The sequence below is a fragment of the Pseudomonas sp. 05N433 genome (assembly GCF_056396925.1).
Genome location: NZ_JBFTML010000066.1, coordinates 16,457 through 30,876, shown reverse-complemented (window position 1 = coordinate 30,876; position 14,420 = coordinate 16,457). Strand labels below are relative to the sequence as shown.

The following is a 14,420-nucleotide window of genomic DNA, read 5'->3' as shown; positions in this document are numbered from 1 at the left end:
GTCGAGACGATGGTGAACGCTGTCATGACTTCCGGAACGATGAACAGCAACAGCACTCCCACCAGCATCAACAGTGTGGTGAACGCCAGGCTCAGCAGAGGCACGCTATTGCCCGACAAACGCCGAAAAATCCCTGGAGCATTGTCGTGACTGGCCAGCCCAAACAGCATGCGGCTGGATGAAAATACGCCACTGTTGGCCGATGAAGCGGCAGATGTCAGCACGACAAAGTTGACGATACCTGCTGCTGCGGGAAATCCCGCAACCAGAAACAGTTCGACGAAAGGACTCTTGTTGGGCGAAACCTGTTGCCAGGAGGTCACCGCAATAATGCAGGCCAGTGCCAGCACATAAAACAGGATGATTCTCAGCGGAATCGAGTTGATGGCTTTAGGCAGGGTCTTCTCGGGGGAGCGGGTTTCGGCTGCTGCTGTGCCGATCAGCTCGGTGCCGGCAAAGGAGAAGATGGCCATCTGGAAACCGGCAAAGAAACCGAACAGGCCGTTGGGGAAGGCTGCCTGTTTATCCAGCAGGTGGTTCAGGGAGGCAGTGACGCCATTGGGTGAGACGAAGGAGCTGGCAATCAGCACCATGCTGACGCCAATCAAGGTGACGACGGCTATGATCTTGATGATCGCGAACCAAAACTCCACTTCACCGAAAAGCCTGACCGTCAGCACATTCAAGGCAAACAGCGTCATTAGCACGCCGATGGCCGGTATCCAGGCGGGTACATCAGGGAACCAGTATTGAAAGAAGCCGCCGACCACCACGGCATCACCCACTACCGCGACGCTCCAACTCAGCCAGTACGACCAACCGAGAAAAAATGCTGCTCGCGGGCCAAGGTAGGCACCGGCAAAATCCGCGAAGCTTTTGAAGTTTAAGTTGGAGAGCAACAGTTCGCCCATGGCGCGCATGACGAAGTAGACGAACAAGCCGATGATCATATAGATGAGGATGATCGACGTGCCGGAAAGGGCGATGATCTTCCCGGAGCCCATGAACAGCCCTGTACCAATGGCGCCTCCCATGGCCATTAACTGAATGTGACGATTGCTGAGGGTGCGCTGCAGCGCGGGCTGTTCAGGCAGCCCGGACGGAGTCGTTTTCATTACAAAACCTCTTGATTTTATGTTTTTGAGTTTTGGCAGAAAGTGGGTGTCTAGCGTTCTTGTTAGAGATGCAACGGCTACTGACGGTGGTGGTTTGCGTGTGGCAGGGTTTCTCGTCCGGTCACACGGTGAGTAGCCCCTTGGCACTTTGCTCAGGAGGCCTCACCTATGGCGATCAGCTGACTGTGCGCAGGCGCGAGGGAACTGCTGGCTGCTGATCAAGCAGTTGATAGAGGTTTTTTATGTTGGCAGGCGTCGGCACCAGATGGATGCGCTCACCGATGGCATGCTCCCGCGCAAGGTCGTGCACGTAGCGCAGTGACGAAAAGTCTTCGAGTGCAAAACCCACGGAATCGAAAACCGTGACCTGGGCGTCGTTCTCACGGCCCGCGACTTCACCTTGAACAATCCGGAAGAATTCGACGACGGGAAAGTCGGCCTCCAGTTGTTGAATATCGCCTTCAATCCGGGTTTGAGGCTCAAACTCAACGATGACCCGGGCATTGCGCAGGATGTCGGCGTGCAGTTCGGTTTTCCCAGGGCAATCACCGCCGACGGCATTGATATGCATGCCGGGCTCGATCATCTCGGGCGTCAGAATCGTTGCATAGGCCTTGTCCGCAGTGACCGTGGTGACGATGTGCGCACCCTTGACCGCGTCCTGTACCGAGTTGGCCAGAATCACCTCGATATCCGGGAATGCGGCTAGGTTGTGCTTCAACTTAAGTGAAGCGTCGCGATCGATATCGAAAATGCGGATTTCCTTGATGGACAGCATTTCGTAGAAGGCGATGGCTTGAAATTCGCTCTGGGCGCCATTGCCGATGATTGCCATGGCGCTTGCACCCGGGCGCGCCAGGGACTGCGCGACCAGGGCGGAGGTCGCGGCAGTGCGCACGGCCGTGGTCAGCGTCAGTTCGCTGAGCAAGGTTGGATAGCCACTGTGGACGTCGGCCAGGACACCGAAGGCCATGACCGTCAGCAAATTGCTTTGACCGTTGTCCGGGTGACCGTTCACGTATTTGAACGAGTACTGTTGGCCGTCGTCGGTCGGCATCAACTCGATCACACCTTCGGCCGAATGATTGGCGGTGCGCGGCGACTTATCAAACTGCACCCAGCGTGAGTAGTCAGCTTCGATGTAAGCCGCCATTTCGCGTATTGCCAGACGGATTCCCACCTTGGCGAACAGGCGTGCGGCATGATCGACGTCTATAAAAAGAGTCATGTTTTTATTCTCCGATTCAATAGTTGAAACGCTGCGATTCAGGGGATGACTCAGGTGCGTTTGCTCTCGTAACCGTGCAGCACGTTGACCGCATTGATCCCGATTTCATCGACCATGTAGCCGCCCTCCATCACGAACAGGGCGGGGCAGCCCACGCCCGCTATCAGCTCGCCGATGCCGATGAAATCGTCGCTTTCCAGCAGAAAGTGGCTGATGGGGTCGTCCTTGAATGTGTCGACGCCGAGTGAAATAACCAGCACTTCAGGGGCGAATTGCTGAAGTTTCTTGCAGGCGTGGAGCAGGGCGTTGCGATAGCTTTCCCAGGTGGTGTTCTTCGGCAACGGGTAGTTGAGGTTGTAACCTTCGCCGTGGCCGGCGCCGACTTCGTGGCTGTAGCCTGAGTAATACGGATAGGACACCGTCGGTTCGCCGTGCAGCGAGACAAACATGACGTCACTGCGCCCGTAGAAGATGTTCTGGGTGCCGTTGCCATGATGAAAGTCGACGTCCAGTACCGCGACACGTTTGGCGCCTTGGGTAATGGCGTGCTGTGCGGCAATGGCGGCGTTGTTGAGATAGCAATAGCCGCCCATGTATTCACGTGCTGCGTGATGGCCGGGCGGACGGCACAGGGCAAAAGCACTGTCGTGGCCTTCATCGATCAGCGCCAGCCCGGTCAGCGCGATATCGGCGCTGGTTTTTACCGCTTGCCATGTGGTGGCGGTAATCGGGGAGCCGGCGTCCATGGCGTAGAAACCCAACTTGCCGTCGATGTAAGTCGGCACATGCTCGTTAGCCAGATCGCGCACTGGCCATACCAGCGGCAAGGCATCGTGGGTGCGTCCGGTTGCGCTCCATTCAGACCAGGCCGATTCAAGAAAGGTTACGTAGCGCTCGCTGTGCGCGTTGACATAGCACGACCGGTCAAAGGCTCGCGGTTCGATGACCTGACCAAGCCCGACCTGCTTGACCCGATGATGGACGGTATCGGCCCGACTGGGCTGTTCGAAGGACGGCTTGAGTACGCCGTCTTTCAATTCGGTGCCGTGGTGCAAACGGTGGGAATCACTGAAAACTGTAAACATTGTGCGCATCCGTTGATGTGAGCCAGTACAAATATTTTGTTCTGGTACGGATGCGATTTCTTTGCTTTGTTTTCGGTGTTTGGTAGATATTGCGGGAGGTTTTACTCAGGAATGGCGCAATGCAGAAAAAAACATCCAAGCGCATCAGTCTCGACGACACCGACCTGGCGATTCTCGCATTGCTGCAGGAGGATGCGAGTATCTCCAACGCCGAGCTCAGTGAGCGCCTGTCGTTAAGCCTTACGCCTTGCTGGCGGCGGCGTAAGAGAATGGAGGAGGCGGGAGTGATTAAGGGCTATCAGGCTAACCTTGATCGACGAATGCTGGGGCTGGACATCATGGCGTTCGTGCACATCCGTTTTTCCACCCACGCCGATCACGCCCCCGACGACTTCGAGGCGGTGATTGCGCAGTTGCCCGAAGTGTTGTCCTGCCACAAGATCACCGGGGATGCCGACTACGTGCTGCAAGTGTTGGCAGAGGATCTTGATAGCTACAGTGACTTTATCGAGCAGGTGCTCAGGCGCCAGGTGGGTATTGCCTCCATCCAGTCCAGCCTGGCATTACGCGAGGTCAAGACCAGTAGCCGTATTGCGATACCCAAATCGAGCAAGGACTGAAGGGCAGGGGTTGGATCACCTTTCCAAAACCTACCTTGACCGAGTTTTTTTCTCGCTGGCGAAATTGACGCCTGCCCCCGTACCAGAATGCAAAATGCAGGAGCAGGCAAGCCCGCTCCTGCATTTTGACCTGTGGCTGTCCTCGATTTTTCGAGCACTGCAAATCCCTTTTGGGCGTAACTCAGGCTGTGAAATCGCTGGCGTGCAACTCCGTGACGCCCACCAGTGTGATTTCGAACTCGGGGGCGGCGTCGGCATCGACACTGCCATAGAGAATGCCATCGGCAAAGCGCAGTTGGCCGGTGGCGTCGGCAGGGTCGAAGGCGTTGGCGCCGATGAAGGTGAAGGCGTCGATAGCAGTGGTCAGCGGGTTGGCGTCCAGGCCGGAGAAGTCCAGATGATCACCCTCGGTGCTCTTGAAACCGTTGATCACATCGCGTAAAGCGCCGGCGCCCATGTCCGACAGCGCATCAAACACGTAGGTATCCGCGCCAGTGCCTCCGGTGAGGTTGTCGGTGCCGGCACCGCCGATCAGCCGGTCATTGCCCGAACCGCCCACCAACGTATCGTTGCCCGCACCACCGTTCAGAACGTTCGCGCCGCTGCTACCCGACAGAGTGTCGGCGTAGGCGCTTCCCGTGAGGTTTTCGAAGAGCTTCACGGTGTCGAGCCCGGAACCCACGGTGTTTTGCTGCGCTGACGTCGAGAGGTTGACGGTAACGCCAGACGCGGCGCGTTCAAAAGACACCGTGTCATTGCCCTCGCGTCCGTCCAGCACGTTGTTGCCGGCTCCGGCGAACAGCGTGTTGTCCAACGCGTTGCCCGTGCCATTGGCGGCGCCAGTGCTATCGATATACAGATGCTCGACGTTGTTGCCGAGGGTATAGGCCGCCAGGCTGCTGTGCACGCTGTCGATCCCACCGGACAGCGCATTGCTGTTGATCTCGATCACGATGTCGTCGGCGTTGTCGACATAGTAAGTGTCGCTGCCATCGCCGCCGCTCATGCTGTCGCCCCCTGCGGCACCATCGAGCACATTATTGCCGGCATTGCCGGTGATGAAGTTGTGCTGCTCATTGCCGGTGCCGTTGATGCCCGACACGCCGGTGAGCACCAGGTTCTCGAGATTGGCGCCCAGGGTCCAGCTGACCGAGGCCTGTACCGTATCGATCTGCGAGGTCGAGGTGTTGCTTTCCACCACGCGGTCGAGCACGTTGTTGACCACATAAATGTCGTTACCATCGCCACCGGTCATGGTGTCGGCGCCCAGGCCGCCATCCAGTGTGTCGTTGCCCGAGCTGCCCACCAGGGTATCCGCCTGGTCGGTACCGGAAATCATCGTCCGGTTGTTGTCGAAAATGTCCTGCACGCTGTTGTTGTCGTTGGGGTTGCCCTGGAAGCCAAAGTCATTGGCGATGTAGTCGGCCAGGCGCTGGCCGACGATTTCCGCCGATTCCTCGTGCAGGTGCCAGACGTCGTCGGGATACGTCAGCGGATCGACTTCGTGTCGCAAGGGGAGGTCGTTGTAGTCCACCGCCAGCTTGACGTCGGCGCGCTCGGCGGCAATGGCTTCCTGGGCGGCGTGAACATAGCCAACCCCCTCGACGATGGAGGCGATCTTCTCTTCCGAATAGCCACGGGCGCGCGCCGCGTCCTGCTCGTAGTGACCGGTTTCCATCATGTACACGTCGAAGTTGCCGAACTGGGCATGCAGGTAGTCAAACACCTTTAGGGTCGCATCCTTGTAGGCCGCTGCTGCCGCTGCTTTGTCCGTGGCTTGGGCGATCTCCTGAGCGGCTTCCTCACCCTGGCCCCAAATGATGCCCATGGTGACGTTATTGATCGATTGCAGTTCGGAGCGCTGTTCGCTCAGCAGCGTCACGGCGCGCAACAGCGCAGCCCCGGGTTGGTCGGTGTCGGTCAGCCACCAGCACAACTTGAGTTCCTCGGCGCTGAGCGTCGACAGGCCGGTGACCGTGCTGCCGCCCACCGCGATGTCGATGCCGTTGCCATCGGCATCGGTGAACTGGCTGCGCACGTCATAGGGGGTGTAGCGATCCAGGTCGTTGACCAGCATCGAGGTGCCGGACTGATTGTCGTCCTCTGTCATGCGCAGCAGGCGCGCATTGGATTGGCCGAGGGTGGGCAGGTAGAGGATGTCCTGCTGGGCGTGCTGGCCAAACACGAAGTCACTGGCGGTCAGGGTGTTGAGGTAGTTGCCGCTGAGGGCGATTTCAAATCGATTACCATCGGCATCCGCTTCGGCGGACTTGATGTAGGTCTTGTCGCCCGCCGCGTTGAGGGTGATGTACAACGTGCCATTGTGGCCATCGCCAAGGCCGACAAAGCCCAGGCCTGACACATCGATTTTGTCGACGCCCGCGGTGAAGTCATAGATCGTGTCAGTGGCCGTGATACCACCCGTGTCGTAGTCGCGGTAGCTGTCGAGCAGGTTGGTATAGCGGAAGGTGTCGGCACCGTCGCCACCATACAGCGAGTCGCGTCCGCCGCCGCCGTCGACGGTGTCGGCGCCAGCGCCGGCCTTGATCGTGTCGTTGCCACCGAGGCCGAGGATCAGGTCGGCACCCGCCGTGCCGTTGAGGGTTTCGGCATTGTTGGTGCCGGTGACGGTGTTGGCCACTACCAGATCGAAGCTATCGCTGGCCGATGCACCGGCCGGGTCCATGGCCTTTATCAGCACGTTGTAATTGCCGGATGCGGTGCTGGTCGGCGTGCCGCTGAAGGTCAGGTTGGTGGCATTGAAGCTCAGCCACGCGGGCAGGGCGCTGCCATCGGACAGGGTGGCGCTGTAGTTGAGGCTGTCATTATCCGGATCGGTGAAGCTGGTGGCCGGCACCACGTAGCTGAACGGGGTGTTTTCGGCTGCTTTCTGATCCAGCAGAGGCGTCGCCAGCAATGGCGCATGGTTGGTCGATGATGACGTGGCGAAGACGAAGTTGGCGCTGGTCAGCTTGTCGAGGTAGTTACCGTTCAGTGCCACTTCGAAGCGGTTGCCATCGGCGTCGGCAGTCAGGGACTTGATGTAAGTCTTGGTCCCGGTACTGTTGAGCGCCACGTACACGGTGTTGTTCTTGCCATCCCCCAGACCGGTGAAACCCATGGCCGAGAGGTCGATCTTGTCGGCGGTGATATCGAAATCGGTGATCAGGTCGCCAAGGTTGGCACCGCCGGTGTTGTAGTTGCGGTAACTGTCCAGGCGATTGGAAAACACAAAGGTGTCCGCTCCGGCACCACCGGTGAGGGTGTCCATGCCGGCACCGCCGTCGAGCTTGTCGTCGCCGGCGCCGCCACTGAGACTATCGTTGCCCGCCAGGCCGAGCAGGGTGTCGGCCGAATCACTGCCCAGCAGCGAGTCGTTGCCGCTGGTGCCGGTGAGCACACGATTGAAGATGAAATTGCTGGCGGTCAGAGTGCTGGCGAGGTTGCCCGAGAGTATCAATTCGAAGCGATTGCCACTGGCGTCGGCATCGTAGTCCTTGATGTAGGTGCGGTTAGTGCTGGCGCTGTAGCTGACTTGCAGGGTACTGCCATGGCCATTGCCCAGGCCGGTGAAACCGAGGCCGGCGAGGTCGATCTTGTCCTGGGTGACATCGAAGTCGGTGATGGTGTCATCGAAGCTCGCGGTTGCGTTGCGGTAGCTGTCGGACTGAGTGGTGAAACGGAACGTATCGGCGCCGGTACCGCCGGTGAGTTTGTCGATGCCTGCACCGCCTACCAGAATGTCGTCACCGGCCCCGCCATTGATGGTGTCGTTGCCAGCACCGCCATAGAAAATCTCGCTGCCGGCGCTGCCCAGCAGGGTGTCGTTGCCAGTTGTGCCTTGCACGGTGGTCATCGGGACCGTGTCGCTGACGTAACTGCCGTCGCCATAGACCAGCGTCGCACCGTTGCTGGTGTGGCTGATGGTGTTGCCGATGATGGCGTTGCGATCAGTGCCGTCTTCATTGCGTTCCGCAACGCCGTAGGTCGACAGGTTACTGCCGGTGATGATGTTGCTCTGGATGATGTTATCGCTGCCGTTGTAGTACTTGCCGGACACACCCAGGGTGTCGTTGTAGGACTGGATGATGATCTCCGGTACGGGGTTGCCCAGGGAATTGCTGTGGAGCGTGTTGTCGATAAGCTCGACGTGGTTGCTGCCGTAGATACGGACCCCGGCGCTGGTGTTGTCGTGAATGTCGACGCCGCTGACCGTCACTTCGCTGGACATTTTGATCAGCACCCCTTCGGCGCCGTTGCCATACACCTCGCCACCGGTGATGGTGATGTTGCTGGGGGAGGGGATGTTCTCGCTGCCGCGCTGCACCACGATGCCATTGCCGCCGTTGTTGTAGGCAACGTTATTGGTGAGTGTGAAGTCGTGGGTGCTGGTCACGACGTTGAAACCGTGCCGGTCGTTGTCGTAGGCGACGTTGTTTTCGAAGGTGCTGTTGCTCAGGAAGTCAGCTACGAAACCGTCCAGGCCGTTGCCGTGGGACACGCTGTTCTTGATGACCATGTTGACGGTCTGCTCGTGGGGGTCGAAACCGTACCCCGAGCAGTCCTTGATCTCGACGCTGTCGAGGGTGACGTTGGAGTCGTAGCCTGCTTGCCCGGGAATGTAGCCGTTGAACCAACCGTCGATCTTGCCCGTAGTGTTGTCACGGTTGCCGTCAATGGTGAGCTTGCTGACGCCGAAGTCGTGGGTTTCCTCGCCATAGGCGGAGCGGATGACTCCGGTGATCTTGGTGTCGGAGCCGTCAGCCACCTTGACGGTGGTAGCGCCCATGCCGTCGCCGTACAGGTAGACGTTGCTCTTGAGCATCAGGCAACCGTCGGAAGGTTCCACTCCTCCCGAAACGATATAGGTTCCGGTCGGTACGTAAACCTGCCCCCCGCCTGCGGCGGCCGCCGCATCAATTGCACTTTGTATCGCCGCTGTGTCGTCAGTGATGCCATCTCCTTTGGCGCCAAAATTTTGTACATTGAAAATCATGAGCTTATCTCCGTATCAGGCAAGAACCTCGGAAGATGCCAATATTCCATCGACAGCCACCGTGGTTTGACCCAGCGGAGTGCAAAAGTTATGACCGCATATCGGGGATGTGTCAAAAAACCGGACTAACTGATTAGCGGTTGAGAAGGTGTTTCAAAAAAATAACAGATTGTTGACGCTCACTCCGGTAGCGAGCGATGGCTCTGTGGGAGCGGTTTTTCATCATTGAGGTGTGTTACGAGGTGCTATCGATAGCCCGCAGGTGCGCTGCCGCAATGTTGTATGCGCGATGCTTGAGCTGGAGGTGTATGAGCGGCATGGGTAATGAGGAGCGACCTCACTGGAACGTCGCTCCTCTGAATCCAACAACGCTTACGTCGTCTTCAATGACTCCCGACGCGCAAGGCTTTCTCTAGAATCGCCAAGCCACCCGCGAGTATCAGCGGCGCGGTGGTGAAGTCCGCCCCGGCCTTACACAGGCTAGCTCGTGTCCTGCAATACGCGCCCATTCAGGTGCTTGCATTAACCCGCGATCTTGATTGCAAGCTCAGCGACGTGTTTCCCCTGGAAACGCGCAATATCCAGTTCATTTTTTGACGGTTGCCGTTTACCGTCAGCGCCTGCCAGGGTGGTCGCGCCATAGGGCGTACCGCCGGTGATCTCGCTCATGTTGGTCAGCCCTGCGCAGGTGTAAGGCACACCCACGATGACCATCCCTTGATGCAGGAGTGTGCTGTGAAACGACGTAATCGTGGTTTCCTGGCCACCGTGCTGGGTGCCGGTCGATGCAAAGACACTGCCGATTTTCCCGACCAGCGCGCCGCTCATCCACAGTCCGCCGGTCTGGTCGAGAAACGTGCGCATCTGTCCCGCCATATTGCCGAAGCGCGTCGGTGTACCAAAGATGATTGCATCGTAATTGCCCAGCTCGTCAGGTGTCGCCACCGGTGCCTTCTGGTCAAGTTTGACGCCGATGGCTGCTGCCTGTTCGGCCGGGATGGTTTCAGCAACACGCTTGAGCGTCACGTCGGTGCCAGGTACGGATCGTGCGCCTTCGGCCACTGCTCCAGCCATCGTTTCGAGGTGACCGTACATTGAGTAATAGAGAACCAGTACCTTCGCCATGATTTTTCTCCTGGATTAAGCGCCATTCGATGGATTAGGAAGATCTTGGGTTACACCACTGCCAACGAACAGCAGCGGCAGGTGCAGCACTCGGTCATGAACAAAACGGCGGCTCACACCCACCCGACTGCAGGGACTTTGACGGCATGCGGATTAACACTAGCAGTTCCGTATGCTGCCTGCCGGGCAGTCAGGGAAGCTATTCGATTGGTGGCAGATGGCAGCACGTGTAGTGGGGAAGGGCGCGCAGCAAAGAGGGCATCTGTCATAGGTAATTCAATTCACTCAATGCGCATGGGCATGTGAATGGATGGTCAGGGCACCCGGTACCCAGCCATTAAAAAAAGTACCCCTTACTCCCGGATATCATGATTTTTCACAAGCATGAGCTTTCCATATAGTCCTCCCAAGCCCACTTGGAACACGGCTGTGTTTCCCTTGATGCGAGAGAACTTTATGGAAAATAAGAAACGCGCCGTCCAGGCTTCAGACATTGGGATGGGGACTCGAGTGGTATGGGGAGGAGAGCAGGTTCAACATCCCTACAATGCGACGCAGACACCCATCGTGGTCAGTGCTGCCTATGGCTATGACGATATCGATAAGTGGTATGACGTGGCATTGGGAAAGGAGCCCGGCTTCATTTACAGCCGGATGAGCAATCCCACTGTCTGCGTCTTGGAAGATAAACTCTGTGAGCTCGAAAACGCAGAGTCGGCCGTAGCTTTCAGTACCGGAATGGCCGCGATCAGCGGTGTACTGCACACCTTCCTGTCCTATGGGCAGCGTGTGATATCTACGCGTGACAGCTACGGCGGWACGAACAAAATTTTTGAGGAGTTTCTTCCACGCATGGGTGTGGAGGTAACCCTTTGCGATACGCTCGACACTATGGCGCTTGAGCAGGAAATCGCTAAAGGCTGCAACGTCCTGTACCTGGAAACACCCACGAACCCAACGCTGAAAATCGTTGATATTCGGCGCCTTGTGGCAGCGGCCAAGCGAGTGGGCGCTTTGGTTGTTGCGGACAATACATTCGCGACGCCTCTGAATCAGAACCCGCTCGCCTTAGGCGTTGATGTGGTTGTGCACAGCGCGACCAAATTCCTGTCCGGTCATGGTGATGTCCTCGGTGGTGTGGTCTGCGGCGCCGAGCATTTGATGTCTCAAGTTCGCCATTACCGTGAAATCAATGGTGCCTCGCTGGATCCTTTTTCGGCGTATCTAATCATCCGAGGCATCAAGACTCTGGCTCTGCGTGTTCGCCAGCAACAGGCGAGCGCGAAGCTTTTGGCCGAGTACCTCTGTACCGAACCGCTGGTTGAGTCGGTGAACTATCCGGGGTTGCCTCAACATCCAGGTCATGACATCGCTCGTTCGCAAATGAACGGATTCGGCGCCATCGTCAGCTTCGTGCTGAAAGGAGGCATGGACACAGTGACTCGTTTGCTACCGCTGCTCAGATATGCGCATCGGGCGGGTAATCTGGGCGCTGTCGAGACCATCTATGGGCCGGCTCGGACGACCAGTCACGTGGAAAATACCTTGGAAGAACGTCAGGCACTTGGAATCTCCGAAGGTTTGGTTCGAATATCCGTAGGTATTGAAGATTCAACAGATTTATTGGCTGACCTAAAACAAGCTTTCGCTTTAGTGCGAGGTAAACATGGTGATACGAGCTTTAACGCTGATAGTGCCCAACGTTTCATTGAGGTAGAAATCTGAATACGGGCAGGACGCTCGAGATTCATCTTAAGCCCTTCATGAAGAATGAAAATAATAAAATCCAGCGACGACAAATTTGTACTGCCCAACAGCCAGTTATAAGGCGTTTGTCCGAACATTTCATGAGAATAAAACTATGTCCACGCATATTGAAGATCATCAGTCCGACCCAAACTCGCGTTTCAAAAAGGAAATGCAAACACGCCACATCGTTATGTTGGCACTGGGCGGTGTGATCGGTACGGGGTTATTCCTTACCTCCGGTTATACGGTTAATCAGGCAGGGCCGCTCGGTGCAGTGATTGCTTACATCATCGGGGCAGTGATGGTGTATTTAGTCATGGTCTGTCTCGGTGAGTTGGCTGTACAGATGCCAGAAACCGGATCTTTCAGTAGTTATGCAACACGATACCTGGGCCCAGGCACAGGCTATACAGTGGCCTGGCTTTACTGGCTCACTTGGGCAGTAGCTATCGGTTCAGAGTTCACAGCTGCGGGCATACTGATGGTTCGGTGGTTTCCTGATACACCCGTCTGGATTTGGAGCGCGCTATTTGCCATCGCAGTGTTCTCAAGCAATGTTGTCTCCGTTCGGTGGTTTGCGGAGACTGAGTTTTGGCTTTCGCTGATTAAGGTGCTGACCGTTATCACATTCATTGTGATCGGCGGAGCGGCAATTTTCGGTCTTATTCAAGTACAGAGTTTGCAGGGTGCGGGACTTTCCAACTTCACACGTGAGGGGCTTTTTCCCACCGGGTTTTTACCCATTGCAATGACCCTCCTGGCTGTTTCCTTCGCCTTTTCGGGAACTGAGCTGATCGGGATTGCGGCAGGTGAAGCGCAAGATCCACAAACGAGCGTGCCCAAGGCAATCCGCACGACAGTGGTACGTTTGGCGCTGTTCTTCGTGGGGACCATTTTCGTCCTTGCGACGTTACTGCCACGAGAGCAAGCGGGGCTTGTAGAAAGTCCGTTCGTCATGGTGTTTGAGCTGATTGGCATCCCATACTCTGCCGACATTATGAACTTCGTCATTCTTACGGCACTGATTTCCGCCGCTAACTCGGGGCTGTATGCAGCATCGCGCATGCTGTGGACATTGAGCGATCAAGGACATATGCCTAAGCGCTACGCCAGGCTCTCCAGTCGTGGCACACCGGTGAACGCCATCGTGCTTAGTATGGCGGGCGCAGTGGCTTCTCTGCTCAGCAGTGTGTTTGCCCCTGATACGGTTTACTTGGCCTTGGTGTCCATTTCCGGTCTGGCGGTCGTAGTCGTGTGGATGAGCATTGCTGCCAGCCAGATCGCGTTCCGTCGTCAATACGTTGCTAATGGCGGACGAGTTGAAGACCTGCATTTCCGTGTACGCGGCTATCCATGGGTGCCTATCGGTGCGCTGTTGTGTTGCTTGCTGGCCTGTGTGGGTATCGCTTTTGATCCTGAGCAGCGAGTGGCACTTTACTTCGGACTGCCCTTTATCGCGTGGTGTTATTTCGTCTACTGGGTCACTCGAAACAAGAGAGCAGAGCGGTTGGCTTTAGCCGCCGCTGTTCATTCCTCTGGCACCGCGTGAATTTCTCAGGCAATGATTGAGCATAGTTAAAGCCCTGATGAGGTTGCGCCGATGAGTCAAAAGTCACTACCACCCTTGAACTGGTTGAGGGCATTCGAAGTATCGGCGCGTTGTTTAAATTTTACCCACGCGGCGGAAGAACTCCATTTGACTCAAGGGGCTGTGAGTCAGCAGATCCGTCAGTTAGAAAGTCACCTCGGTGTGGCGCTGTTCAAGCGCTTACCTCGAGGACTTGGCTTGACCGAGGAAGGGCAGTCGTACCTGCCTGTCGTACAAGACGCGATCAGTCGCCTTGCAGTCGGCACAAACGAGATTTTCGGCCAGCGCAATCGAAGACATTTGAAGGTGCGTGGCAGCCTTTCCTTTCTTCACTATTGGTTGGCCCCCCGACTCGCAGATTTTTGTCGGGAGTATCCCCAGATTGATATTCGATATATCAGCAATATTTGGGTGAAAGAACCGGACGGCGAGGATGACCTGGAGATTCGCTGGGGATGCGGTGAGTGGTCGGGCTTGCAAGCTCAGCGATTGACTTGGGACATCCTTCAGCCTGTTTGCTCCCCAACGCTCATGGCCAGTTCACCCATACATGAGCCTCGCGACTTGATGAACCATTCACTGCTTCACGTGTTGGGGTACGAAGAAGGTTGGGGTTACTGGTTGAAGCGAGTTGGAGCAGACGACGTCGACTACTCCCGTGGCCTTCAGTTTGACACGCTGATTTCCACCATCCGCATGGCCGAATTGGGGCAGGGCGTTGCGCTGGCACGGTCTTCGGTGGTCGAGGATTTGCTTAAGAGTGGGCAATTGGTTGCACCATTCAATCACCGAATCGAGGCAAGCGAATCCTTTTATCTGGTGCACGAACAGAACGAAGTGCTATCGCCTGATGCCGCACATTTTTCTACCTGGCTGGTGGCGCAAGCCCATCGCCTTTTGTAAAACTGATTTGG

General features: G+C 56.8%; 9 protein-coding genes. 4 read left to right on the top strand and 5 right to left on the bottom strand.

What is annotated here, in order from left to right; translation table 11 throughout:
* The 3 genes from AC1DIS_RS26075 to AC1DIS_RS26065 all read right to left on the bottom strand — a co-directional run.
* The coding region (locus AC1DIS_RS26075) for an amino acid permease (protein WP_477781169.1) at positions 1–1,115 on the bottom strand (1,115 nt) is incomplete at its 3' end.
* Between the two features lie 175 nt (positions 1,116–1,290).
* Positions 1,291–2,343 carry an ornithine cyclodeaminase gene (locus tag AC1DIS_RS26070; protein WP_477743097.1) on the bottom strand — a complete coding sequence of 351 codons (1,053 nt, stop codon included), beginning with the start codon at positions 2,341–2,343 and terminating at the stop codon, positions 1,291–1,293.
* A gap of 50 nt (positions 2,344–2,393) precedes the next feature.
* Positions 2,394–3,428 carry a histone deacetylase family protein gene (locus AC1DIS_RS26065; RefSeq protein ID WP_192350518.1) on the bottom strand — a complete coding sequence of 345 codons (1,035 nt, stop codon included), beginning with the start codon at positions 3,426–3,428 and terminating at the stop codon, positions 2,394–2,396.
* 119 nt (positions 3,429–3,547) lie between these two features.
* Here AC1DIS_RS26065 and AC1DIS_RS26060 point away from each other — a divergent pair, with 119 nt between their 5' ends.
* On the top strand, positions 3,548–4,048 hold the full coding sequence (locus AC1DIS_RS26060) for an Lrp/AsnC family transcriptional regulator (protein WP_018925946.1): 501 nt from the start codon (positions 3,548–3,550) through the stop codon (positions 4,046–4,048).
* A 181-nt stretch (positions 4,049–4,229) separates the two neighbouring features.
* Here AC1DIS_RS26060 and AC1DIS_RS26055 read toward each other — a convergent pair whose 3' ends face one another.
* A complete protein-coding gene (locus AC1DIS_RS26055) occupies positions 4,230–9,044 on the bottom strand; it encodes a M10 family metallopeptidase C-terminal domain-containing protein (RefSeq protein ID WP_477745494.1) in 4,815 nt (1,604 codons plus the stop codon).
* A 522-nt stretch (positions 9,045–9,566) separates the two neighbouring features.
* Positions 9,567–10,169, bottom strand: a complete 603-nt coding sequence (wrbA, locus tag AC1DIS_RS26050) for an NAD(P)H:quinone oxidoreductase (RefSeq protein ID WP_064617932.1) — start codon at positions 10,167–10,169, stop codon at positions 9,567–9,569.
* 456 nt (positions 10,170–10,625) lie between these two features.
* Between wrbA and AC1DIS_RS26045 the strand changes: the two genes are divergently transcribed.
* The 3 genes from AC1DIS_RS26045 to AC1DIS_RS26035 all read left to right on the top strand — a co-directional run bounded on the left by AC1DIS_RS26045 (position 10,626) and on the right by AC1DIS_RS26035 (position 14,409).
* Positions 10,626–11,894 carry a cystathionine gamma-synthase family protein gene (locus AC1DIS_RS26045; RefSeq protein WP_477743099.1) on the top strand — a complete coding sequence of 423 codons (1,269 nt, stop codon included), beginning with the start codon at positions 10,626–10,628 and terminating at the stop codon, positions 11,892–11,894.
* 136 nt (positions 11,895–12,030) lie between these two features.
* Positions 12,031–13,467, top strand: a complete 1,437-nt coding sequence (locus AC1DIS_RS26040; protein ID WP_477743100.1) for an amino acid permease — start codon at positions 12,031–12,033, stop codon at positions 13,465–13,467.
* A 51-nt stretch (positions 13,468–13,518) separates the two neighbouring features.
* A complete protein-coding gene (locus AC1DIS_RS26035) occupies positions 13,519–14,409 on the top strand; it encodes a LysR substrate-binding domain-containing protein (RefSeq protein WP_477743101.1) in 891 nt (296 codons plus the stop codon).
* The last annotated feature ends 11 nt before the right edge of the window (positions 14,410–14,420 follow it).

Excerpts from the sequence above, each read along its gene's own strand:
- AC1DIS_RS26070 (WP_477743097.1), bottom strand. The coding sequence starts at position 2,343 with ATGACTCTTTTTATAGACGTCGATCATGCCGCACGCCTGTTCGCCAAG.
- AC1DIS_RS26065 (WP_192350518.1), bottom strand. The coding sequence starts at position 3,428 with ATGTTTACAGTTTTCAGTGATTCCCACCGTTTGCACCACGGCACCGAA.
- AC1DIS_RS26060 (WP_018925946.1), top strand. The coding sequence starts at position 3,548 with ATGCAGAAAAAAACATCCAAGCGCATCAGTCTCGACGACACCGACCTG.
- AC1DIS_RS26055 (WP_477745494.1), bottom strand. The coding sequence starts at position 9,044 with ATGATTTTCAATGTACAAAATTTTGGCGCCAAAGGAGATGGCATCACT.
- wrbA (WP_064617932.1), bottom strand. The coding sequence starts at position 10,169 with ATGGCGAAGGTACTGGTTCTCTATTACTCAATGTACGGTCACCTCGAA.
- AC1DIS_RS26040 (WP_477743100.1), top strand. The coding sequence starts at position 12,031 with ATGTCCACGCATATTGAAGATCATCAGTCCGACCCAAACTCGCGTTTC.
- AC1DIS_RS26035 (WP_477743101.1), top strand. The coding sequence starts at position 13,519 with ATGAGTCAAAAGTCACTACCACCCTTGAACTGGTTGAGGGCATTCGAA.